This window comes from Vibrio coralliirubri, from assembly GCF_024347375.1.
Taxonomy (GTDB): domain Bacteria; phylum Pseudomonadota; class Gammaproteobacteria; order Enterobacterales; family Vibrionaceae; genus Vibrio; species Vibrio coralliirubri.
Window position 1 is genome coordinate 3,515,803 of the sequence record NZ_AP025470.1, and the last position, 24,315, is coordinate 3,540,117.

Genomic DNA, 24,315 nt, shown 5'->3' on the forward strand with positions numbered 1-24,315 from the left:
TGCTCTTTCCCTTTATCCTGTACAAAAATCCAGTAAAATGCTTGAATAGATTATCTCTCTTACGTTTATGAGCCTTGTTATGTCACAGCTTTTATCTGCTATCCCTCTCAACTCTTTATCTGGAGTCGGCGCAAAAGTCGCAGAGAAACTGGAGAAGGTTGGGCTTAACAACGTACAAGACTTACTGTTTCACCTCCCTTTACGCTACGAAGATAGAACTCGCATCTATCCGATCGTAAAACTGCACGCGGGCTTATGGGCTGCAGTGAAAGGCAAGGTGATGCACGTCGATACCATTTTCGGTAAACGTAAGATGCTCGCAGTAAAGATCAGCGATGGTAACGGCACTATCACGCTGCGCTTTTTCAACTTTACTGCAGGAATGAAGAATAACTTTGCCGAAGGCAAGCAAGTGCATGCCTACGGTGAGATCAAGCGCGGTAATATGGGACTGGAGATCGTTCACCCTGACTACAAGTTCTTTGCACCAAGGCAGCAACCAGATGTGGAAGCGAACCTAACTCCGGTGTACCCAACCACCGAAGGGCTAAGACAAGTCACACTGCGCAACCTCACTGACCAAGCGCTCGATCTGATAGACAAAGCGGCGGTTAACGAGCTTCTCCCATCAGGTTTATACGACCACCAAATTACCTTAGCACAAGCACTGCATACCATTCACAGACCACCTCCGGGCATTGACCTAGAGCTGTTTGATGAAGGTAAACACCCTGCGCAGCTACGCCTGATTATGGAAGAACTGCTAGCTCAAAACCTGTCGATGCTGTCTGTTCGTAGTAAAGGACAGCAAGACAAGGCAATGCCTTTCCCTTCAGTGAATGCTCTAAAAGATAAGCTGTTGGCTCAGCTGCCGTTTTCTCCAACTAATGCTCAAGCACGAGTGACTAAAGAGATCGAAGCTGACCTTGAGAAGCCGCACCCTATGATGCGTTTAGTGCAAGGGGATGTAGGCTCAGGTAAAACCTTAGTCGCTGCACTGGCGGCTGTTCGCGCACTGGAACATGGTCAGCAAGTGGCACTGATGGCGCCAACTGAACTATTAGCCGAGCAGCACGCAATCAACTTTGCTAACTGGTTTGAAGCAATGGGCATTCCAGTCGGTTGGCTGGCTGGAAAACTCAAAGGTAAAGCTCGTGAAACCGAACTGGCGCGTATTGCCAGTGGCGAAGCGCAAATGGTGGTCGGTACTCATGCCCTATTCCAAGAGCATGTCGAGTTCAAAAACCTTGGTTTAGTCATCATTGATGAGCAGCACCGATTTGGTGTCCACCAGCGATTAGAGCTGCGTGAGAAAGGCGCCAAACAAGGCTATTACCCACATCAGTTGGTGATGACCGCAACGCCGATTCCGCGAACGCTCGCCATGACCGCCTATGCTGATCTCGAAACTTCAATCATCGATGAGCTACCTCCAGGACGAACACCGATTCAAACCGTAGCGATCCCTGATACTAAACGTGATGATATTGTCGAACGGGTGCGTAATGCGTGTCTCAATGAGGGCAAACAAGCGTATTGGGTGTGTACACTGATTGATGAGTCCGAAGTATTAGAAGCTCAAGCCGCGGCTGACACTGCAGAAGAGCTGCAACGAAAGCTGCCAGATGTGAAAATTGGCTTGGTGCACGGCCGAATGAAACCTGCCGAGAAACAAGCAGTGATGCGAGAGTTCAAAGAGAACAAGCTTCATCTGTTGGTTGCGACTACCGTGATTGAAGTGGGTGTGGATGTTCCGAATTCGAGTTTAATGATCATCGAGAACCCAGAACGTCTCGGCCTAGCGCAACTGCACCAATTACGAGGCCGTGTTGGCCGTGGTTCGGTCGCAAGTCATTGTGTATTGCTGTATCACTCACCGCTGTCTAAAACCGCTCAGAAGCGCTTAGGTGTACTGCGTGAAAGTAACGATGGCTTTGTGATTGCACAGCGTGACTTAGAGATTCGCGGCCCTGGGGAACTGCTTGGTACTAAACAGACGGGTTTAGCGGATTTCAAGATTGCTGACTTGGTACGAGACCAACGTTTAATCCCAGAAGTGCAGCGTATTGCACGCCATATTCACGATAGCTACCCAGACAACGCCAAGGCGATCATCAACCGCTGGTTGGGTGAGCGCGATGTTTATTCTAAGGCTTAGTTAACGCTAAGGCCGCATTTAAACGTAAAAAGGCTTTCTCAAGGAAGCCTTTTTCATGCGCGTTACTTGCATCAATCAAGAGCGAGATTCCCTACTCGTTCGTTCCTCACGATAGGGAATGACGATCAAAATAAACTTCCGTCATCAAGGTCCATGGTTAACAATTCGTCATCCCCGAGAGGGAAGAATGACCGAGTCGGGGATCTCTTAACCGTTCCCCGAACCGAACTTATCGTCCTCAAACGGACCGATTATAACTAGGGCTTAACCGGGAAACTGATCTGCGCCTTCAAACCACCCTCACTGCGGTTATTGACCACAACAGCACCTTGATGTTGGCTGACAATACGTTTCACAATTGCCAAGCCCAAGCCCGTTCCTTCGCTGCCACGAGCCGTGTCACCACGTGTGAAAGGTTCAAATAGCTTACCGATCTGATCTTGCGGGATACCCGGCCCGTTATCTTCTACTGTCACCCAAGCCAGTTTGTTATCCGCCGTCATGCCAGTTGATACCTTGACCCAACCATTGCCGTAACGCAGTGCATTCACCACTAAGTTACTCACAGCACGCTTCATCGCAATTGGGTTACCTAGCGCTGGCTTCATTGATTCTGGAATATCGGTTTCAATCTGAATCTCGTAGCCACCCTCAGAGCTCGATACCTCACGAGCAATATCATCGACGAACACCGCTTGGAATGAATCTCGGTCGACCGGCTTTAAGTAATCCATGAACTGACTGATGATCTCGTTACACTCTTCGGTATCACTGATGATCCCCTCAGCTAAGTAGGCATCCTCTGGTGACATCATCTCAGTCGCTAAGCGAATACGCGTTAACGGAGTACGCAAATCATGGCTGATACCCGCCATCAACAAAGCGCGGTCTTCTTCTAGCTCTTGGATGCCTTTCGACATCTGGTTAAAGGCTCGAGTTACCGAGCGAATCTCTTGTGCGCCTTGAACTGGCAATGGCGGTGGAATATCACCTCGCCCGACACCTTGCGCGGCTTTCTCTAGCGCTATCAACGGCCGGTTTTGCAAGCGAATAAACAACCAACCACCCGCAACAATCAACAACGCCATGATTAGGCTGTTACGGAATAGCGGGGCAAAGTCTTCTTCTTGCAGCTCTGACAGAGGGATACGAATCAAAGAGTTAGGCAGCTGCGCAATGTCCATCCACAACACATAGCTTTCATTACCCAAGATCAGCCGTACTTCAGTTTCAGAACCCAGCTCTTTGGTCATCTCCTCACTCATCAAGTCGATTGCGACCGCATGGTAATACTCACCCGCCGCTTCGCTGTCTTTAGCGTGAACGGTTACCCCGAGCTGTTCAAGCACACGCTGACGCAATGGCGCATCAATCTCGATATCACTGCCTTGGTCCAATACCAGGTTTAACTCGTGAGCCAGAATCTTATTAAACTGCTGCAAACTCGGCATCAACGCATAGTTAAACACCGCGTAATAAGAAAAAATTTGGCTAGCGACCAATAGCGTTAAGAAAAGCACTATCGACTGAGTAAAGGAGCTACGTATGCGCATGGGGTACCCAAGATGTAGAAAGATAAAGAAAGTGTTATATGACTATAACCCTAAACCATTGTGCTGAATACAAAACGGGCCATCACATATTAATGAGATGACCCGTAAATAAAGAATTCTGATTCACAGAATCGATAAAGCTGCTTTCGAGCTTATAAAACTGGATTACACCGCTTTGCCATCTGGAACGAATACATAACCCAAGCCCCACACCGTTTGGATGTAGCGAGGTTTACTTGGATCTTCTTCAACTAGACGACGCAGACGTGAAATCTGAACATCGATTGAACGTTCCATTGCTGAATACTCACGGCCACGAGCCATGTTCATCAGCTTATCGCGAGACATTGGCTCACGAGCATTCGTTACCAATGACTTAAGTACCGCAAATTCACCCGAAGTAAGCGGCATTGGCTCTTCACCGCGGAACATTTCGCGAGTACCTAGGTTCAAACGGAATTCACCAAATTCAACCACAGACTCTTCTGTGCTTGGTGCGCCCGGCGCTTCAATGACTTGGCGACGCAGTACCGCTTTAATTCGAGCGAGCAATTCACGTGGGTTAAATGGTTTCGGCAGGTAGTCATCAGCACCCACTTCCAAGCCCACAATGCGATCCACTTCATCACCCTTTGCAGTAAGCATCAGGATTGGTAGCGAGTTGTTTGCGTTTCGTAGACGACGACAGATCGATAGACCATCTTCGCCCGGCAACATTAAATCCAATACCATCAAGTGAAAATTTTCACGGGTTAACAGGCGGTCCATCTGCTCACTGTTTGCCACGCTACGCACTTGAAAGCCCTGCTCTGACAGATAGCGCTCTAACAGTGCACGTAAACGAGCATCGTCATCGACCACTAAAATTTTGTAGTTTTCTTGCATGTAATGGTTCCACCTATTAAAGCTTAAACCTAAGGTTAAGCATTCTTGGTAAATTGTATTAGGGCGTGTTGACCTTTCGTGGTTAAATTTTGTTCGAGATAAAAGCGTTTTAATCGCGGCGAGGGGGAAGTCGCCTAGTCATTCTAAGCAAATCTCCCTCAACAAAGAGTAAAACGCTTTTAGCCGAACCCTCCGGGCAGCGTTTGCTGGTCATTTCTACTGCGTTATCGGCTTCTCATGTAGGCTAGCTACACATCAAAGTCTCTGCCTTGTATAAATACCCTGCAACTCGCTGCAAAAATCAGCTAGAAAGATCAACACGCCCTAGTATAAGACATTAAAAATGTAACATTATTGGAGAAAAAGTCGCCTAAATAATTGTTAACGTATGTTGCCTTTCTATATATTCTATCTTAGATCATCATTTCATTAAGTCAGATTTATGAAAACCAAACTTATCACCCGAGAAGGTTATAACAAACTCAAAGCAGAACATGACCACTTATGGCACGAGAAACGTCCAGAGATCACCAAAATAGTCACTTGGGCTGCAAGCCTTGGAGATCGTTCAGAAAACGCAGATTACACCTTCAATAAGCGTCTGCTTCTACAGATTGATCGCCGAGTGCGTTTCTTAAGAAAGTTCCTACCTGATGTCACGATCGTGGATTACTCGCCACAACAAGAAGGTAAGGTCTTTTTCGGTGCTTGGGTCGAAATTGAGAATGATGATGGAGAAATTAAGAAGTTTCGAATTGTCGGTCCAGAAGAGATCTACGGCGATGCTAAAGGCTATATATCTATCGACTCACCAATGGCTAGAGCTCTGCTCAAGAAAGAAGTGGATGACGAGTTTACGGTAAAAACACCGGAAGGCGACAAAGAGTGGTTCATTAACTCGATTCGCTATGCAGACAACGAATAACCAAACTTAATAGACACTTAGCGATGAGCTGAGTGTTCAGAAAACTCAAACTCCAGATAAAAGAAAACCCCGCAAGGCTTTCGCCTAGCGGGGTTAAGTCTCTATCGCAGCAATCCGGCTACTGTTTATCTCTTCGAGATAAGGTGCTCCCTGCATCTTTCCTTGATAGTGGCTAAATCCTTTAACCAATTTCCTTTTTGTTCATCGCCATCCTAGCGGTGTCCATTCTAGCCTGTCATCCTGACTGGCGAATCTCATCCAGAGATTATCACTTCCTTGCTGACCACTCATCCTAAGTAATCAAATCTTCATCCTGAAGATACCTAGTCCATTAGGCTTTTTCCTGTTCCTGCCAACTCCCTGTCGACAAGTTAAATATTACGGTAATTGAGCGAGTTTCCTAGATAGTCCCAAAAAACATTTCAGGTGGGAAATACGCCCACAAACACACAATTAAATAAAATCAGCAACTTAGGTTGAGATTAAGACGATATCATCGGTTTAAAGCGACTTAGTCTCACATCACTTGTAAGAGATCTCGCACAAAGCAGTTATCAGAAACGGAAATTCGACTTCTGACAGGATAATTACACAGCCAAAGCTAGAAAAAGCGTACGCTCACCCCCATGTATTTGTCATGATATTAAATAAGAGATTCATCGGATGAGCCAAGCTATCTGTCGACTGATCGCTGAAGAACTGAATGTCCGTTCTGAGCAAGTCACTGCCGCAGTAAACCTAATTGACGACGGTAACACCGTTCCCTTTATTGCCCGCTACCGTAAAGAAGTTACGGGTGGCTTAGACGATACCCAACTACGTAACCTTGATAGCCGCCTTTCTTATCTTCGCGAGCTAGACGATCGTCGCCAAACGATTCTTAAGTCGATTCAAGACCAAGGAAAACTCACGCCAGAACTCGAGCGTGATATCACTCAAGCAGACAGCAAGACTCGCCTAGAAGATTTATACCTACCATACAAACCAAAACGCCGTACCAAAGGTCAGATCGCAATTGAAGCAGGCTTAGAGCCACTTGCCGATACGTTATGGAATGCACCACAGCACGATCCGGAAACGGAAGCCGCTAACTTCATCAGCAGCGATAAAGGCATTGCCGATACGAAAGCTGCACTCGATGGCGCACGTGCGATCATCATGGAGCGCATTGCGGAAGATGCGAACTTGCTTGAAAAGATTCGCCAACACCTAAACCGCAATGCAGAGCTTGGTGCTCGTGTTGTGGCAGGCAAAGAGAACGAAGGTGAGAAGTTCAAAGACTACTTCGAGCATAACGAAGCTCTGAGCAAAGTACCGTCACACCGTGCACTTGCCATGTTGCGTGGCCGAAATGAAGGCTTCCTAACACTGGCAATGAACGCTGACCCGGAGCAAGAAGAAGGTGTACGTGGTTCGTACTGCGAGAACATCATCTCTGATCACTACGGCATTACCCTAAGCAGCGCACCTGCGGATGCTTGGCGTAAGCAAGTGATTAGCTGGGCATGGCGCATCAAGGTTTCTATGCACATGGAAACTGAATTGATGGGCGCGATGAAAGAGCGTGCAGAGATCGAAGCGATTGAAGTATTTGCAACCAACCTAAAAGACCTACTCATGGCAGCGCCAGCTGGTCCTCGAGCAACCTTAGGCTTGGACCCGGGTTTACGTACCGGTTCGAAAATCGCTGTCGTGGATTCAACCGGTAAGGTTTTGGCAACAGAAACGATTTACCCTCACCCACCTCAAAAGCAATACGACAAATCGGCACACGTGGTTGAGCAGATGGTTCGTCAATTCAATGTTGATTTGATTGCGATTGGTAACGGCACGGCTTCACGCGAAACCGACAGCTTTGTGGCTGACGTAATTAAACGCGGCAACCTAAAAGCGCAAAAGATCATTGTTAGCGAAGCGGGCGCATCGGTTTATTCCGCGTCTGAGTTAGCAGCAAAAGAGTTCCCGAACATGGATGTATCAATTCGTGGTGCGGTGTCTATTGCTCGTCGTCTGCAAGATCCACTGGCAGAGCTAGTGAAGATTGACCCTAAATCGATCGGTGTGGGCCAATACCAACACGATGTGAGCCAAACTATGCTCGCTAAGCGTCTAGATGCGATTGTCGAAGACTGTGTAAACGCGGTTGGTGTTGATGTGAATACCGCTTCGGCTGCGCTACTGACTCGTGTTGCTGGCCTGTCTAGCACCATCGCTCAGAACATCGTGGACTTCCGTGATGAAAATGGTCGTTTTGAAGCACGTACTACACTGAAAAAAGTCGCTCGCTTGGGGCCAAAAGCCTTTGAACAGTGTGCTGGTTTCCTACGTATCATGGACGGCAAAAACCCTCTCGATGCATCATCGGTTCACCCAGAAGCTTACCCATTAGTGAAAGCCATCGCCGAGAAAAACCACAAAGACATTAAGTCTCTGGTGGGTAATACAGACTTCTTACGTGGTTTACATGCGGTTGATTACACCAATGAGAACTTCGGTGTTCCTACGATAACCGACATCATCAAAGAGCTCGATAAACCGGGCCGTGACCCTCGCCCTGAATTTAAAACTGCAACCTTCGCCGATGGCGTTAACAGTGTTTCAGATCTAGAACCGGGCATGATTTTAGAAGGTGTGGTATCGAACGTAGCGAATTTTGGTGCCTTCGTTGATATTGGTGTTCACCAAGATGGTTTAGTGCATATTTCAGCGCTCACCGATCGCTTTGTCTCTGACCCGCGTGAAGTGGTGAAAGCCGGTGACATCGTCAAGGTGAAGGTAATGGAAGTCGATGTTCAGCGTAAGCGTATTGCGCTAAGCATGCGTATGAAAGATGAACCAGGCCAAGACAACCGCGCGCAACGTTCAAGTGCACCTCGCACGCAAAACCGCCCGAACCAAAATTCACAAGGTGGACAACGTCGTCGTGAGGAGCCGCAACAAAACGCGGCGATGGGTGGTGCGTTCGCTGCTGCATTTGCTAAAGCGAAAAAATAATCCGTTAAACTGATTCACCTAAAACAAAAAACCTGCATCCCTTAGGGTATGCAGGTTTTTATTATGTGTTCAAAAAAGACATCGAAGTTTGGTTGTATTCTTCGTGCTTATACTCAAAATAATTGGAGTTGCAGCTAGGCAACAAGTAAGTTCAGCCCTATGAGCATAGGGGTTCTATGTGATTAGGGTGAACTTACGCAGTTAACAACGCTGCGGCTTCAAGTATGAAGAGTATAATTACAACACGACCAGCATCTCTGATGGAGCATGAGGCGCAACAGCATGACCATAATGATATTTTATGACCTTACGTCGTTTCTCCATCTGTCCCTCCTGAATCGCCGCATCTAAAACATGCTTTGGCAGGCGAAAACGCATGGTATAGCCCTTTCCTTGGTCAGCACTGTATGTTCTCAGTGCCAACAAGCTGAACAACCTATCAAAAGGATCTTGTGGCTCTTCTTGGCTAATCGAATTGGCCTCTGACTCGTTCTCCATTTCATAACCAGGATGGTCTGAAGGATCCCAAGCCGACTGCTGCCTTCGCTTATCGTCCGACTTTACCTTTCGCTCTGCATTGGTTTTCGCCAACGCTACTGCGGGAGCAACAGGCTCTCGAACTCTATTATCACGCGCAACTTGCTCTGTTTGCACATTAACGGACGGGGCGATAAGTGGCACACTCACTGCAGTTGCAGGTGACACAATCATCGCGAACTCCTCAAGAATCGCCCATCACTATTGCTATAACGCTGTTGTACTGTGAGTCAGCACAACAGGCATAGCCCAACTTAGCGCAATCAGATCAGGAGAGAGTTAGGTCTGAGTATCATGCAACACGTTGGTATTATACCAATCGTAGTAAATAACTGCTCATCCTAGCTTGTTAAAATGCTCGATAACGGCGTTAGAGCTTTTGATTGTAGAATAACTACTTATCAAAAAGCTCTGCCTTGTTCTCAAGCCTTTTTCCTACGCTATTTTTGAACACTTACTTACTTTGATTGGTATTAGGTTATATATCGACCAAGCCGGATATATATTTAGCAATTATTTTTGTGCGAAGCTGACAAGCTCACTGCAAAAGGCATCGGCTTCGGTCATAAACGGTGCATGCGAAGACTGAGTGAAAATGTATTGCTCAGTATGAGGCAGAGCATTCCCCAAGTCTTTTGCAACCTTGATTGGCACCAATCCATCTAATCGACCATACAAGCGCAGCATTGGCACTGAAATCTCAGGCAGTTGTTCACGCAGATCAACATCCGACAGCATCTTTAATCCTGCCAATAATGAGTCAGGATTCGGCAACGGGCGAGACAGCACTGCTTGCTTGAGTTGTTTTACATCTTGTCTTGCTGAAGGGCTGCCCATGGCTTGCAATGCCATAAAGCGTTCGATGGTGGTTTGGAAATCTTCAACCAGTTGTTCGGTGAATGCGGTTAATACGTTAGGCTGAATGCCTCGCCATAATACTGGCTCTTTTGCGGCAGCGAATTTAGGAGAACTGGCGACAGTCACCAGCTTGCTCACGTAATCTGAGTGATGGAGAGCCATGTGCGTTGCGACCAAACCTCCAAGTGACCAACCTACCCAAATCGCTTGCTTTGGTGCTTCGGCCAACAGTTGCTGAGCAATCTCTTCAAGATCTTGAGCGTGGCAGTGCGCGCTGTGTCCATACCCTGGTAAATCGACAACATGCACTCGAAAATCAGCTTGTAATGCATTAACGGTTTGTTGCCATACCGCACCGTTCATTCCCCAGCCGTGAACCAGTACTAAATCAGGCCCTTGCCCAGAAACATGCCAATATAACGCGTCACTCATTCTCAATATTCCCTACTTTTTCCATCAGCGATAATCCGCGCTTTTCAGTATGGTTAGCAAAAGGAACACCATAACCCAAAAGCATCGCGAGCTATGTTATCCGATTGGCTACAAAAACACACACCACGTCTGGTCACACCTCAATGCCACCTGTGCAAACTCGATAAACTGCCCAGTGATAAACACCCTCGATGGTGCAATTCTTGTCTCAAACTCTTTGAGCCAGTGCCACGCTGTCAGCGATGTGGCTTAAAAACAGTCACCACTGTCGAACAATGTGGCGAGTGCTTATCAAAACCACCACCGTGGCATCGCCTCTACTGTGTCGGCGACTACACCTTCCCTACAGCAGGTTATATTCAGCAAATGAAGTACGCTGATAAGTTTTGGTTTGCACGTGATCTATCTAAGCTATTGGCATCACGTATCGAACACCCTGCTCCGCTGATCACCAGCGTGCCCCTGCATTGGCGCCGATACACTCATCGCGGCTTTAATCAAAGTCAGCTGCTAGCCAATTACACGGCTCAAGAGCTTGGCGTTAAAAGTGATGTGTTATTTCGTCGAATTCGCTCAACTGCTTCGCAGCAGGGGCTGACTAAATCCGCACGATTACACAATCTAAAGAGTGCTTTTGCGCTGCGAAAACAAGACTTTCAAGGAACTATCCCCTCTCACCTCGCGATAATTGATGATGTTGTAACCACTGGCAGTACTGTGTATCAATTATGCCAATTACTACTTGAAGTGGGCGTTAAAAGGATTGATATTTACTGCATCTGCCGCACTCCTGAGCCCTCTGGATAAAAGCTGTGAATCACTACTTGTACAGCAATCCAACAAAAAAGGGCTGAATTACAAATCTGACAGGAGTAGAATGGCGCTAATAACCTACAAATCTACTCAGGTATTCGTCGTGTCAAATATTACTATTACAGAAACAGCTCAAACTCACTTTGCCAATCTGCTGTCACAGCAGCCTGAAGGTACAAACATTCGTGTGTTCGTGGTAAATCCAGGCACACAAAACGCTGAGTGTGGTGTTTCTTACTGCCCAACAGATGCTATCGAAGCGTCTGATACAAAGCTTTCTTTCGAAGCATTCTCTGCATACGTAGATGAGCTAAGCCTACCATTCCTAGACGAAGCTGAGATTGACTTCGTGACTGACAAAATGGGCTCTCAACTAACGCTTAAAGCACCAAACGCTAAAATGCGTAAAGTATCTGATGATGCGCCACTTGTAGAACGCGTTGAATACGCAATCCAAACACAGGTTAACCCACAGCTTGCTGGTCACGGTGGTCACGTTAGCTTGGTTGAAATCACTGAAGACGGCGCTGCTATCGTTGCATTCGGTGGCGGCTGTAACGGTTGTTCTATGGTTGATGTAACGCTAAAAGAAGGCATCGAGAAAGAACTTCTTCAACAATTCGAAGGTGAACTGACTGCTGTTCGTGATGCAACTGAGCACGATCGTGGTGAGCACTCTTACTACTAATTACTCAGTTAGTATGAATCACTGATTAAAAAGGTTGATGCGCAAGCATCAACCTTTTTTGTTTTGGGGCTAAACAGATACGCTCGAACACGATCTCACTATGCTCTTGTATTCCTGAACGAAATAACCAGAATTCTCGGTTGGTTACCATCTTGAGTAAGGTATTCAAGTGATCGCAATCGGTTCCTGCTCTAATAATTCTAGGATATGAAAACTCGGATCTAGGAACTCAACGTCATTTCCCCTATATTAGAATGACTTTATAAGAAAGAATTCCAATGAGCTAAGGAGCGAGCGCAATGACAAAAAGGACCAAGCCAGAGATTTTGGCTCAGCAAACTGTCGCTCAATCAAAACTATTCTCTATCGAGTCTCTCGATTTACGCTTTTCAAACGGCGAACAGCGCACTTACGAACGCATGAAGCCTAGCGGCCGCAACGCAGTAATGATGGTTCCGATTACTGAACAAGGCGATATTCTGTTGGTGCGTGAATACGCAGCGGGCACAGAACGCTATGAACTGGGTTTTCCTAAAGGGCTTATCGATCCAGGTGAGCAGCCAAACGAAGCCGCCGTTCGCGAACTTAAAGAAGAAATTGGCTTCGGTGCCAACAAGCTGACTCCGCTGAAGGAAGTGATCCTTGCACCCTCTTACTTCTCTAGCAAAATGACGCTGTTTATCGCAGAAGAGCTCTACCCAGAAAAGCTAGAAGGTGACGAACCAGAGCCACTCGACATTGTGCGCTGGCCACTTGCTCAAGCCGAAGAACTGTTAACACATCTCGATTTCTGTGAGGCTCGTAGTATTACAGCCCTGCTTTTAAGCCTTCGTGTATTAAACAATAACTAGAACATTCAGGCTCGCTCTAAGAGTAAGAGAACATTTATGCCAATAACAAAAGATTTGTCTCACCTCCTACCCTCTGTCATTGAGATTGCTCGCTCTGCTGGCCAACTCATCTTAGAGATCTACGAGAAAAAAGATTACGAAGAGTTCACCAAGAGTGATGACACACCAGTCACCAGTGCCGACCTTGCGGCGCATAAGCTGATCTCGAAAAAACTCAGTGAGCTCACGCCTGATATTCCAGTGTTGTCTGAAGAAGCTGCGGACATCAGCCTAGAGCAACGTTCTCAATGGGATCGCTACTGGTTGGTTGACCCACTGGACGGCACCCAGGAGTTCATCGCACGAAGTGGTGATTTCGCGACAATTATCGCCCTAATCGAACATAACAAGCCAGTAATGGGCGTGGTATACGCACCCGTTTCAGGTGTGAGCTATTACGCTTACAGTGGCAAAGGTGCTTGGAAGATCCCAGACCTTAATGACAGCGTAAAAATCAAAACGCACCGTCACGAGCTGCCAAACCAGTCAATCGCAATGGCGATCAGCCGTCGCCAAGACATCAATCGCATCACTAGCCGTATGAGCTCAGCATGGAATTATGATTTGGTTCCTCTAGGCTCAGCAGCGCTTAAGGCATGTTTAGTCGCAGAAGGTGCTGTGGATTGTTATCTGCGCCTTGGACCAACCGGAGAGTGGGATACAGCAGCAACGCAGTGCATTGTTGAAGAAGCTGGCGGACGTATCTTAAGTACTCAGCTAGAACCGCTTTCGTACAATGAAAGAGAGACACTAGAAAACCCGAACTTCATTGTACTCGGTGATGCAGATTTACCGTGGGCAGAAATTTTGCAAGGTAAAGACTAGGCGAGTTTGCTCCCTGTAACTCTCATTATTCAAACAAAACGGGCACCTCAATGAGGTGCCCGTTTTTTATATCTCGTAATTTAGTGACCCTAGCTGTTTAGCTAAAAACGACCTTGATAAGTAAATTGGTACTTACCTTGGCTATCAGGGTTACCCAACCACTTAAGCTGACTCTGCATTGCTGGCGGGAATGCCGTACCCGGCTTAAACCATGCCGCCGACGTGTAGCGTTGGTTAGGTGTTAGGCTCGCTGAGAACTCACTGTCTACCTGTTCGCTCTTCTGAACACCTTTCGCTGCAATTGTGCTGTCTTCACAGGTGATGTCCGCAATCACAGGGCCAAGGTCTAACGATCCAACGGGAGAATCGACTGCAGCACCAGACCAAGCCAGTGTACCTTCACCAGATTGACACCAAGGCTGAGCGTGAACCGCATGCTTAATCGTCAGTTCAACTTGCCCACCAATAGAAACCGGTACTGGAATAGCTGGAGCGTATTTCATCACGTTCATAGCAGGCATTGAAGCCACTAAATTTTCTGCGTATGCGCCGCTCATGCTGTACCCGACACGCCCTTTACCTGATAAGTTCATGTCGCTGTTACGACCAAAACGAACCGCTAGTTCTGCTTTGGCTTGAAATAGCTTAGAAAACTGGAAGTCCCACTGCACTGAACCGTAATTAATGCGCTGCCACACGAGGTTGTTAGCGCTGCCTTGCCAAACGGTGCCCTCAACGCCTTCGATACTCAAACCGCGCACAGCAGGAGCCTGCTTGAGAGCAAAAGAAGCCGGCAAGTGCAGCAACAAGCTGACCGAGAAAAAGACGATAAAGATGCCACTGAAGAGCAGGCCATACTTAAAAGATAAACCGCGTTTCACATTAACCTCGTTTAAACTGTAGTCGGTTGACGTCAATAACCCCAGGGTTATCAGAGCGATCAATATCCATAAACTCAACCTCAACACCCTGTTTTTCTTTCAGATATGTTAGCCAGTCAACGAACTTATTAAAAGGCAAAGGTTTTACCCACACTTGCAGCATCTCGCCACGTGGTTGCACACGTATCAGCTCGATATTAAAGCGACGCATAGAAGCTGGCACAGATTGATTCAGAGGTTGACTGGCACTGATGCCACCACTGCCTCTTAGCTCAACCACTTCATTGGCTTTATTGGTTACCCAAGCCAGTAGTTGCTTCTCACTTTGAATACGGCTCTGCGCGAGTTCAGCTCGCTGACTGAGTGGCTGGATTAGCCCCCAATAAACGACACCGACCACCAATAGAATTGAGCAACCAATAACTAATCGTTGCTCTCTTTGACTTATTGAAGTCCACCACGCTTGGAGTGGCTCAATCATATTTCTCATCACTGATCTCCTTACGCAGGTTATTGATGGGGTTTAAGAGTAAAGCTGCCAAATACGGCATCGCCATTACGGTTTAATGGACCTTGTTCGACGGTAAATTTCTCTTCGAGCTTCACTCTCGCGCTCTCAAAATGTTGGAAGTCAGAACTTTTCGCCTGAAGTCGAATCTCAGAACGATTACCATCGTAGCGAATGCTTTCGACTTCAATTGACTTCACCTGACCTAAGGTTTCAGGCAGCAATGCTAACCACCCTAATAAAGAATCACCATCGCCTGAGCCGCCATATTTCTTGGCTTCATCGTTCATCTGGCGCTTAAGGTAGCTGACCGTCGGAATACGTTGTTTACCAGGCAGCACAGCTCTAAAGATACGCTCACTCTCCATGCGGTAGGCTTGTGCTTGAGCTTCATATTGCTGAACCTTCAACACTTGTTGAGTCACAATCACAGCCACTAGCAAACAAGCAGCAATCGCCACTTTTTGCCAAACTCGCCAATATTTACTGAATGAAGATTTGGTTTTAAAGGTGCCAGTCAGTAAATTTACGCCGCTTGTGATCGCTTGTTGGCTCAACAAAGACATCACCAATTCAGCAGGCTTTGCTTGCCAATTCGCACCGCTTTGCTGTTGAACGTCATCGCTCGGCATTGCGGTGTAGCTGAAGATAGTCGTCGCTTGCTCTTCGTCATCAGCAACAACCCAATCACTTTGCAAAAACATCGGTAACCATGCTTCGCTGATCGATACGGCTTGATAGTTACCTTGGCGTAAGAGCCAATGCTGGTCGATCTGTAATGCACTGATGCCTTGCTCTTCAAAAGGCACGGCCAGTGTATCTGGCAACACCTTACGGAAGATAATATTGGCTTCGCGAAACAGGTCTAACGCTTGCTTTAACCATTCACGATCGACACCACACACTGTCGCGTGCGTTGCGTCTTTATCTAAAATAGTCAGGTGTAAGTCTTCGATATCTTGTGCGACTTCGTCTTCTAATAAAAACGGCAGCATAGAATCGAACTGGCGAGCAGCACCTTTCGGGATCTCAACACGCTTAATTAAGCATTCATTTCCCGGCAATAAAGCGATGCAGCTGCGCTTTTCAGCGTAAGGCGTTAACTCATCAAGCTGCTCCCAGCTAGAAAGTTCGCCACTTGCTATCACTTCTTGTTGGCTTGTCGACCAAACTAACCACTGCACAGGGCTTTGTGGTTCGCTACTCAGTCGAACGGTCAGAAACTCGCTCACTGATTCCTCCAAAACGACGGCGTACTACCGTCACTGTTTCTCGATTACTACTATAGAAAAGCGTCCGTATACGTACACGTGACTGCTCAACTAATACCTCTGCATCTAGCTCAAAATAGGCGCTATCTACAGTTAAATATGCTTTCGCCTTTTTACTAACTTCGGCACTCACACCCACAATGGCAGGTTCAGCCATAAACGCATCCACCGTATCCCAGCCATCGAATGGGCGTTTGTCTATCAGCTGTTTGGCATCCGATTCACTTAAGCCGGGGGCAAACATCGCTTCCAATAACGGCGCCTGCTTTTCCGTGAGTGTATTCACGTTCAAACGGAAGTCGTCACTCGGCAGAGCACAAACAAAGGGGCGAACCTTATTCATCACCTCACCCGTGACTTGATAAACCGCTCGTAGCTCGGACTCATCGGCCATTAAGCCATTCGCTGCCAAATAAGATGGCTTCATCGCCTCATAAGTACTGTCTTCGACACCTGCTGAAGAGGTGGTTCGGGTATCACTATCAACAAATTCCCAGCTTGAATGTGCGATAACCTCGGCCTGATAAGGCTCAACATCTTGGTTTTCCAGCAAGGTTTGCCAAACCGTAATTAAATAAGGTGTTTGGTTACTTGAAGTCGTCGTCACACCAGCCAACGCATTGAGATTAAAACATGCCTGAGCATCAACAATACGGCCTTTAACTTGACCATAATCCAATGGGTATACCTGTTCTTCTAACGCCCATGGTTGACTCAAGTTGACGGTATCACTGTCTTTGTAGCTTTGCCTAATGCCGTCTTGCACCAGCGCTTCTACACCAATGCTGTACCAGTAAGCCTGTTGGTAATTCAATTGATTGCCAACGCGCTTGAATTGAGTAAACAGGCGTTCCGACATACTGCCAGCGATGGTTGCCATGATCGCCAGTAGCATCAGGATAATGATCAGCGCAACACCACGCTGCTTGCGCCCCATAGCAGACCTTGTCAGTGCAAGCTTGTTAGTTCGATGAGTCATTATTCCCCTCATTACTACTTGAAGAGTCACTGTTTGAAGAATCATCGGCCTGATCTAGCGTGCCACCTGGGGTGAGATAAATACGCTCTATCTCTCCATAATCTTTCAAGGTTAGCTTTAACCTTACCGCTTTCGGTAGCGATTTGTCGGTTTGCCACTCTTTCCCCCAGCGGCTTCCGTCATAAAACTCGAATTCCAAGCTTTCAACATCATCAAGCAAAGGCGTAATCACACCCTCTTGGCCTGCAGGGGTATCGGGATAACGCCACCACACACGCTCAAGTGTTTCTTCTTTAATGCGGTAACCCACTTTGGTGACTTCTCCGCGAGGAAACTGCTGCTGTGGGTTATGCCAGCCAAGGCGAGTAAACATGATGCCAACGCTGTCGGAATCCAGTAAATACTCTTTAATTAAGATCAGCTTAGATGATGCTTCTTCACCGTTGGTACGAAATTGTCGCACCGCCATCTGGCGAAAATCATTATCTAAAATGACCAAGCTACGCTGCAGTTGATTTAAACGAGCACTGCGTTCGATTGAAAGCTCGTTGCTGCGCTGAACCTGATTCACTACCTGATAAGCCGCCATACTTAACGTGGCAAAGATAGCGATCGAGACTAAAACCTCAATTAAGGTAAAGCCTCTCCCTTTCGAAGGTAGACCTTGTTTACGAGGCACACGCTTATTGGCGGACATGCTCTTACTTAGCGACTTGCTCTTAGCTAACGACACGCTTTTAATTGACCACATAACTGCGCACCGTGACCACTGGAGAAGCTTGTTTACTGGTTGCCACACTCACATCAAACGCCTTTAATAAATCATCGCTAGTATCGATTGGCGTGACCTTCCAAAACCACTCTCTCTCGGCCAACTCTTGTGTGCCCTGCGCTTTTTTTAGCTTCTCAGGATGCAACATCACCAAAGCCATTTGATTATCAACGACCATAGCAGCGAAGGTTTTTTCTTCGAGATAACTGAGAGTATTGATGTGCTGCGTAACAGCACGAATCACGCTGATCGCCGCAGTCGCAAAGATAGCGAGCGCAACCAATACCTCAAGCAGCGTCATTCCTCGAGAACCAAGGGGCATACCACGAGAACGAGAAGGAGAACGGTTATTCCTCTTCATATTCTTCTCCCGGCTCTAGTAATCGAATGACACCATTATCCAATACTCGAATACGCCAACCATCTTGTATGGTGTCTCCGGTATTTGGATAAAACGACAATACAAATGGCGTCATTTCAGCACTCGACAAGATGTAGATCTGCGGTGGCTTCGGCTTCTTTTCCTCTTCAAGATCAGCAAACATATCTTCATCAAACAAGCTTCCTGGGTTGAACAACCGATCATCGTCTTCCCATGCGCCACCCCCTAAGGTCAGTGACAAGGCGAGCTCTTCCGGTAGTTCAGTTAAAGAGGGAATTTTTTCAAAGTCGACTTCTTGCCAGCCTTCAGACTTAAGCGCCATCAGTACATAGGTCGATTTCTTTTCATCAACACGAACGCCAAAATCCAAACCACTCAAAATAGCCTCTTCATTGAGTAATTGAACTCGCTGATAAAAGCTTTGAGCGTATTTTTTAGCAACATCTTTGCTATTGGTAGGAATGGTCGCGATCACCGCGACCGCCGTTACTGACAGTAGTACCAACACCAAGAGAATTTCAATCAAGGTGAAACCTGGCTGTGTTTGCTTAGTTTTCACCTTTAGACTCCATCTGTTTATGTCCTAACATCATGTAACGGTATCAAGCCCAATAACTTATCAACCAACAGGAACGAATCAAACAATAAGCTGAAGCTTATTGGAAATCCTGCATGTTCCAGTTGCCGATATCCGCAGCAATACCTTCACCGCCTTCTTGGCCATCAGCACCAAGAGTGAAAATATCGATAGTGCCGTTATCACCAGGGCTTAGGTATTGGTACTCGTTACCCCATGGGTCGTTTGGCAGACGCTTGATGTAGCCACCGTCGCGGTAGTTACGAGGCTCTGGGCTGCTTGGCTTAGAAACCAATGCATCAAGACCTTGGTCCGTTGTTGGGTAAACGCTGTTATCCAGTTTGTACATATCTAGCGCGTTCTCTAGCGCCACGATATCAGTGATGGCTTTTTGTTGGTCTGCCTTCTCTTTATTACCCAATAGGTTAGGTACAACAAAGCTCGCCAATACGCCAAGGATAACCACAACAACCATCACCTCGAGTAGAGTAAAGCCTGATTGTTTCTTCATTTTATTTTTCATTATTTTCTCCAAATTACAGACAGCGAGTTGAAGGTAATAATGTCCTTCTTCTCGTTAATCCAAAAACTAACGTCTTATAAGCGGTAGGTTAGCCGCTCATTAAATTATTCATTTCAAGCATCGGCATCAGAGTCGCCATCACAATGAACAGTACTAAGCCTGCCATCAAAGCGATAAGTGCTGGCGTAAAGATACCTAATGCGATATTCACCGTCGATTCAAAGCTTTGGTCTTGGTTGTCCGCCGCTCTTGTCAGCATTTGTTCCAACTGACCACTCTGCTCACCACTGGCGATCATATGCAGCATCATCGGAGGGAAGAGTTTGGTTTGATCGAGCGCTTTACGCAGGCTTGCCCCTTCTCTAACACTGTCTGACGCCTGCAGTACTTGTTGCTTCACATGGTGATTCGACATTACATCAACCGCAACCTTCATCCCTTCAAGGATAGGAATCGCACTCGAGGTACAGATAGAGAGTGTTCGAGCAAAACGAGAGGTATTAATCCCTTTCGCGATCTTGCCGATCAGTGGAATGCTTAATAGCTTGCGATCCCAACTCATGCGAACACCCGGCTTTTTCAGCGCGGTCTTAATCAACACAATCACACCGATGAACAACAATAGTAATTGGATGCCCCAATTCTGGATAAATTCACTCGATGCTAATAAAAATTGTGTCGATTGAGGAAGTTCTTGGCCCATTTGTATAATCGGTTCAACGATCTTAGGTACCACGGTTGCCAACAGGAACGAAACAATCGTCACCGCAAACACCACCAGCACCACAGGGTAGATCATCGCTTGCAGCAACTTAGAGCGCATCTTCTGACGGTTTTCTGCGTAATCAGCCAGTCGCTCCAATACCGCATCTAAGTGACCCGATTTCTCACCAGCTGCGACCATGGCTCTAAACAGTTCATCAAAGATGTGAGGGTAATCAGCCAAACTATCGGCTAGCGAATAACCTTCCGTTACCTTCGAACGAACCGCCAGTAACATGGTTCGAATGCGTGGCTTTTCAGACTGTTCGGCAACGGCTTTCAAGCACTCTTCTAGCGGCATGCCTGATTGCACCAAGGTGGAAATTTGGCGAGTAATCAAAGCAAGGTCTGGCGTGCTGATACCACGCTTAAAACTGGTCGAGGGCTGAGCACCTTTCGCTGTTTTGGCCTTGGCTTCGGTCATCTCAACCGGCATCAAGCCTTGTTCCTTTAAGCGTTGGCGAGCCTGACGAGCGTTATCCGCTTCAATCGAGCCCTTTTTGCTTTTACCCTTGGCATCCAGTGCTTTGTATTCAAATGCCGCCATACTAGACTTCCTTGGTCACGCGCATCACTTCTTCTAGGGACGTTACCCCTTTCAGAACTTTGCTCAAGCCATCATCTCGAATACTTGGTGTTGTGCCACGAATTGCTTTCTCAATCGCCTGTTCGCCTGCCTCACTGTGAATCAGCTCTTGTACCGAATCGTCAATCATCAAGAGTTCATGAATACCGGTACGGCCTCGATAGCCTTTGTGGCTGCAGCTTTCACACCCTTTGGCATGGTAAAGCGTCAGGCTGTCTTTCTTCTTAAACCCAAACAGTTTTTTCTGTTCTTTATCCGCTTCGTAAGGTTCTTTACAGTCGTTACACAGGGTGCGAACCAAGCGCTGAGCCAAAACACCCAGCAGCGAAGAAGAGATCAAGAAAGGTTCGATGCCCATATCACGCAGACGCGTGATCGCACCGATTGCCGTATTGGTGTGAAGAGTCGACATTACTAAGTGACCGGTTAAAGAGGCTTGAACAGCGATCTCTGCGGTCTCCAAGTCACGTATCTCACCAATCATTACCACATCGGGATCTTGACGAAGAATGGCACGTAAACCACGCGCAAAGGTCATATCAACCTTAGGGTTTACCTGCGTTTGGCCAATGCCATCGATATCAAATTCGATTGGATCTTCAACGGTTAAGATATTGCGCTCGTTGCTGTTGAGCTCTTGCAGGCCGGCGTACAAAGTGGTTGATTTACCAGAACCCGTAGGACCAGTAACCAAGATAATGCCGTGTGGGCGCTGAATAAGCTTACGGAAGTTTTCGTGGTTCTCTGCCGTCATGCCTAAACTGTGCAGGTCTAGACGAGTGGCATTCTTATCCAACAGACGCATTACCACACGCTCACCATGTGAAGAAGGCATGGTTGATACACGAACGTCGACCGCTCGGCCACCGATACGCAGAGAAATACGACCATCTTGTGGCACGCGTTTTTCCGCAATATCTAACTTAGCCATAACCTTTACACGCGAAACCAACAGCGGAGCCAGTTTACGGCTCGGCGCCAACACATCACGCAACACACCATCAATACGGAAACGGATAGACAGTGACTTCTCGAAGGTTTCGATATGAATATCCGAAGCACCTTCTTTGATCGCCTCGCCCAGCATCGCATTGATTAACTTGATGATTGGCGCATCGTCTTCTGATTCGAGCAAGTCTTCATCTTGTGGCAACTCTTCTGCTAATGAGAAGAAATCGTCGTTGTCGGCACCAATGTCTTCCATTAGCTGACGAGCTTCCGACGAGTCACGCTGATAAGCATCGGTCAATTTTTTATCAAATTCGTCTGCGCTGATCGCTTGTGGCGTGAAGCCATTTTTCACCACGCGACTTACTTCAATGATCGCTGCCGACTTCAGAGGCTCCACATAGTAAAGCACCGGCGCACGCTCTGGGTGCTGATATTCCAACACCATCTTGTAGCGATTCGCAAAGCTAAACGGCAAGCGCTGATAAGTACGTGCCGCCCCTACCAATTCAGCCATTATTCTGTTTCCATTTGATCGATGAAGGCTTGGATTTCAGCCGGGTGATTCATATCGGCACCAAATTTAGGCAATACAGGGATATTATCGTCATCCAACAGTTTCAAACCTTGCTCAGCCTTGTACAACTGCTCAGCTCGGATGAAGTTGTATTTACGCTGAGTGATACCGTCAGCCGTCATGCCATCACGGATGATGGTTGGCTTAATGAATACCATTAGATTCTTTTTCTCAACCTGAGTACTGGTTGATTTGAACAGGTGACCAAGCACTGGGATATCACCCAAGAATGGCACCTTAGATTCACTCTCTAATGCACGCTCGTCAATCAAGCCACCAAGCACCAACATTTGGCCATCTTGAACAATCACCGACGTATTCAATTGACGCTTAGCAAAACGCACATCAACCGCACCATTTGCGCCTAATACGTTCGATACTTCTTGCTCTATTTGCAGCTGAACTGAGTCACCTTCGTTGATTTGTGGGACTACTTTTAGCTTGATACCCACTTCTTTACGTTCAACCGTTTGGAATGGGTTATCGTTACTTGAACCTGCCGTTGAACCAGTTAGAACCGGAACCTCTTCACCCACAATGAACGACGCTTCGCCATTATCCATTACCGTGATACTTGGAGAAGATAGGATGTTGGAATTTGAATCGGTTGCTACCGCACTGATCAACGCTGTCCAGTCGCCCATAACGACACTCATAGCCGCACCATTAACGCCAGAAAGTGCAGAAGCTAACGTTGAATAATCACCCTTTTCAGTGGTTGTCTCATTACGCTGGAAGTTACCATCAGAGTCATATACCGCGGTGGTCGTTTCAGTGTCTTTCGCTTCTTCTAAACCAACCATGACACCACCAATTGACGCTCCGGTGTTGCCGTACTGAATCACAGCACCAGTATCAAGGTTACCCCATTGCACACCAAGGTTAATGCCATCACCCTCTGCCATTTCAACAATCAAGGCTTCAATCAATACTTGAGCACGACGGATATCGAGTTGAGCGATCACATCTTGCAGCGCGTTCATGATGTCTGGCTGTGCAGTAATAACCAATGAGTTGGTATCACTGTGAGCTGAGATCATTACTTGGTTGCGTTGCGATGAGTTGCCTTTGGTTGAAGATTGTTTCTCCGACTGTAGGTTATCCGACACGCCTTTCAGTACATCGACTAAGTCTTCTGCTTTTGCATACTTAAGATAAATAACTTGGTTGTTGCCCTTGGTTGCCATTTCGACATCAAGCTGCTCGATTAGCTTTCTTAGGCGGCTACGAACCTTAGGGTCACCAGAAATAAGAATCGCATTGGTACGCTCATCGGCAACCAGCTTAGGCTGAAGGAATGCAGGCGTATTCTTTGCGTCTGTTGTTTTGCTTAGAGCGTCTACAATACGCACCATCTCCGCCGCTGATGCATTCTTTAGCTCAACGACTTCAATCTCTTTGTCACCCGCTTGGTCAACACGCTTGATGATTTCAGCTAAACGGTTTACTACCGCCGCTCGACCGGTAATAAGGATGATGTTGGCTGGGTCGTAGTGCACAACGTTACCCGCGCCAGCATTGTCGTTCAGTTGACGAAGCAGAGGAGAAAGTTCACGAACCGAGACATTACGTACCGTCACAACACGCGTGACTACACTGTCGCCAGTGATCGAATCACGATCACCAACAACAGGAATGGCAGAGGTTTTAGAGTCTTTGGCTTTGATGATCTTAAGAACACCCGAGTCCATTTCAACGACCGCGTAGCCATACACCTCTAATACGTTTAAGAAGAAGCTGTAATATTGCTCTTCATTCAATACGTCGTAGCTGCGTACATCGATTTTTCCGCGCACCGATGGATCAACGATGATGGTCTTCTCTAGGTTACGACCAACAATATTAATAAACTCTTGAATATCAGTGCCTTTAAAGCTGGCACTAAAATCACTCGCGATGGCTGCGGGTGTGCAGATTAAGCTTCCTGCCAATAACCATGCACTTTTCTTAAACCAATGCTTCACGTACTTCTCCTACACTTTCGTCCTTCG

At 47.0% G+C, this 24,315-nt stretch carries 22 protein-coding genes; 7 read left to right on the forward strand and 15 right to left on the reverse strand.

The window, feature by feature from the left end; all coding sequences use genetic code 11:
• The first annotated feature begins 79 nt into the window (after positions 1 to 79).
• Complete coding sequence (gene recG, locus OCV20_RS15920) at positions 80 to 2,158, forward strand: ATP-dependent DNA helicase RecG (RefSeq protein ID WP_086774474.1); 2,079 nt, start codon at positions 80 to 82, stop codon at positions 2,156 to 2,158.
• A gap of 257 nt (positions 2,159 to 2,415) precedes the next feature.
• On the opposite strand, the gene envZ is transcribed toward recG, so the two are convergent.
• Complete coding sequence (gene envZ, locus OCV20_RS15925) at positions 2,416 to 3,711, reverse strand: two-component system sensor histidine kinase EnvZ (protein ID WP_086774473.1); 1,296 nt, start codon at positions 3,709 to 3,711, stop codon at positions 2,416 to 2,418.
• Positions 3,712 to 3,876: 165 nt separating this feature from the next.
• The gene (ompR, locus tag OCV20_RS15930) at positions 3,877 to 4,596 is read right to left on the reverse strand and encodes an osmolarity response regulator transcription factor OmpR (protein WP_008218409.1); all 720 of its coding nucleotides are present in this window, start codon (positions 4,594 to 4,596) and stop codon (positions 3,877 to 3,879) included.
• A gap of 442 nt (positions 4,597 to 5,038) precedes the next feature.
• Between ompR and greB the strand changes: the two genes are divergently transcribed.
• Both greB and OCV20_RS15940 read left to right on the forward strand, forming a co-directional pair.
• The gene (greB, locus tag OCV20_RS15935) at positions 5,039 to 5,521 is read left to right on the forward strand and encodes a transcription elongation factor GreB (protein ID WP_086774472.1); all 483 of its coding nucleotides are present in this window, start codon (positions 5,039 to 5,041) and stop codon (positions 5,519 to 5,521) included.
• A 663-nt stretch (positions 5,522 to 6,184) separates the two neighbouring features.
• Positions 6,185 to 8,515 (forward strand): Tex family protein, encoded by a 2,331-nt coding sequence (locus OCV20_RS15940; RefSeq protein ID WP_086774471.1) that lies wholly within the window; start codon positions 6,185 to 6,187, stop codon positions 8,513 to 8,515.
• A 237-nt stretch (positions 8,516 to 8,752) separates the two neighbouring features.
• On the opposite strand, the gene OCV20_RS15945 is transcribed toward OCV20_RS15940, so the two are convergent.
• Complete coding sequence (locus tag OCV20_RS15945) at positions 8,753 to 9,226, reverse strand: hypothetical protein (protein WP_048618565.1); 474 nt, start codon at positions 9,224 to 9,226, stop codon at positions 8,753 to 8,755.
• A 339-nt stretch (positions 9,227 to 9,565) separates the two neighbouring features.
• The gene (gene bioH / locus OCV20_RS15950; RefSeq protein ID WP_050652718.1) at positions 9,566 to 10,342 is read right to left on the reverse strand and encodes a pimeloyl-ACP methyl ester esterase BioH; all 777 of its coding nucleotides are present in this window, start codon (positions 10,340 to 10,342) and stop codon (positions 9,566 to 9,568) included.
• Between the two features lie 93 nt (positions 10,343 to 10,435).
• Between bioH and OCV20_RS15955 the strand changes: the two genes are divergently transcribed.
• The 4 genes from OCV20_RS15955 to cysQ all read left to right on the forward strand — a co-directional run bounded on the left by OCV20_RS15955 (position 10,436) and on the right by cysQ (position 13,558).
• Positions 10,436 to 11,149, forward strand: a complete 714-nt coding sequence (locus OCV20_RS15955; protein ID WP_202910128.1) for a ComF family protein — start codon at positions 10,436 to 10,438, stop codon at positions 11,147 to 11,149.
• Positions 11,150 to 11,258: 109 nt separating this feature from the next.
• Entirely contained in the window at positions 11,259 to 11,843 is a 585-nt protein-coding gene (gene nfuA / locus OCV20_RS15960) for a Fe-S biogenesis protein NfuA (RefSeq protein WP_029405734.1), read from the forward strand.
• A 299-nt stretch (positions 11,844 to 12,142) separates the two neighbouring features.
• Positions 12,143 to 12,694: an ADP compounds hydrolase NudE gene (gene nudE, locus OCV20_RS15965; RefSeq protein ID WP_086774470.1), complete on the forward strand. Its 552-nt coding sequence runs from the start codon at positions 12,143 to 12,145 to the stop codon at positions 12,692 to 12,694.
• A gap of 36 nt (positions 12,695 to 12,730) precedes the next feature.
• Entirely contained in the window at positions 12,731 to 13,558 is an 828-nt protein-coding gene (cysQ, locus tag OCV20_RS15970) for a 3'(2'),5'-bisphosphate nucleotidase CysQ (protein ID WP_048612454.1), read from the forward strand.
• A gap of 101 nt (positions 13,559 to 13,659) precedes the next feature.
• On the opposite strand, the gene OCV20_RS15975 is transcribed toward cysQ, so the two are convergent.
• The 11 genes from OCV20_RS15975 to gspD form a co-directional block, all read right to left on the reverse strand.
• Positions 13,660 to 14,439 (reverse strand): type II secretion system protein N, encoded by a 780-nt coding sequence (locus tag OCV20_RS15975; RefSeq protein WP_086774469.1) that lies wholly within the window; start codon positions 14,437 to 14,439, stop codon positions 13,660 to 13,662.
• A gap of 1 nt (position 14,440) precedes the next feature.
• Positions 14,441 to 14,929 carry a type II secretion system protein M gene (locus OCV20_RS15980; protein WP_086774468.1) on the reverse strand — a complete coding sequence of 163 codons (489 nt, stop codon included), beginning with the start codon at positions 14,927 to 14,929 and terminating at the stop codon, positions 14,441 to 14,443.
• A 20-nt stretch (positions 14,930 to 14,949) separates the two neighbouring features.
• Positions 14,950 to 16,179: a type II secretion system protein GspL gene (gene gspL / locus OCV20_RS15985; protein ID WP_086774467.1), complete on the reverse strand. Its 1,230-nt coding sequence runs from the start codon at positions 16,177 to 16,179 to the stop codon at positions 14,950 to 14,952.
• Positions 16,148 to 17,197 (reverse strand): type II secretion system minor pseudopilin GspK, encoded by a 1,050-nt coding sequence (gspK, locus tag OCV20_RS15990; protein WP_048612451.1) that lies wholly within the window; start codon positions 17,195 to 17,197, stop codon positions 16,148 to 16,150. Before gspK ends, gspL begins: the two co-directional genes overlap by 32 nt.
• The gene (gene gspJ / locus OCV20_RS15995) at positions 17,181 to 17,948 is read right to left on the reverse strand and encodes a type II secretion system minor pseudopilin GspJ (protein WP_086774466.1); all 768 of its coding nucleotides are present in this window, start codon (positions 17,946 to 17,948) and stop codon (positions 17,181 to 17,183) included. The genes gspK and gspJ overlap by 17 nt, the downstream gene beginning before the upstream one ends.
• Positions 17,935 to 18,330 (reverse strand): type II secretion system minor pseudopilin GspI, encoded by a 396-nt coding sequence (gene gspI / locus OCV20_RS16000; protein ID WP_086774465.1) that lies wholly within the window; start codon positions 18,328 to 18,330, stop codon positions 17,935 to 17,937. The genes gspJ and gspI overlap by 14 nt, the downstream gene beginning before the upstream one ends.
• Entirely contained in the window at positions 18,317 to 18,910 is a 594-nt protein-coding gene (gene gspH, locus OCV20_RS16005; protein WP_050633883.1) for a type II secretion system minor pseudopilin GspH, read from the reverse strand. Before gspH ends, gspI begins: the two co-directional genes overlap by 14 nt.
• Positions 18,911 to 19,007: 97 nt before the next feature.
• Complete coding sequence (gspG, locus tag OCV20_RS16010) at positions 19,008 to 19,451, reverse strand: type II secretion system major pseudopilin GspG (RefSeq protein WP_004741459.1); 444 nt, start codon at positions 19,449 to 19,451, stop codon at positions 19,008 to 19,010.
• A gap of 88 nt (positions 19,452 to 19,539) precedes the next feature.
• Positions 19,540 to 20,760 carry a type II secretion system inner membrane protein GspF gene (gspF, locus tag OCV20_RS16015; protein WP_086774464.1) on the reverse strand — a complete coding sequence of 407 codons (1,221 nt, stop codon included), beginning with the start codon at positions 20,758 to 20,760 and terminating at the stop codon, positions 19,540 to 19,542.
• A 1-nt stretch (position 20,761) separates the two neighbouring features.
• Positions 20,762 to 22,264 (reverse strand): type II secretion system ATPase GspE, encoded by a 1,503-nt coding sequence (gene gspE / locus OCV20_RS16020; protein ID WP_050619715.1) that lies wholly within the window; start codon positions 22,262 to 22,264, stop codon positions 20,762 to 20,764.
• The gene (gene gspD / locus OCV20_RS16025; protein ID WP_059021853.1) at positions 22,264 to 24,288 is read right to left on the reverse strand and encodes a type II secretion system secretin GspD; all 2,025 of its coding nucleotides are present in this window, start codon (positions 24,286 to 24,288) and stop codon (positions 22,264 to 22,266) included. Before gspD ends, gspE begins: the two co-directional genes overlap by 1 nt.
• Between the last annotated feature and the right edge of the window lie 27 nt (positions 24,289 to 24,315).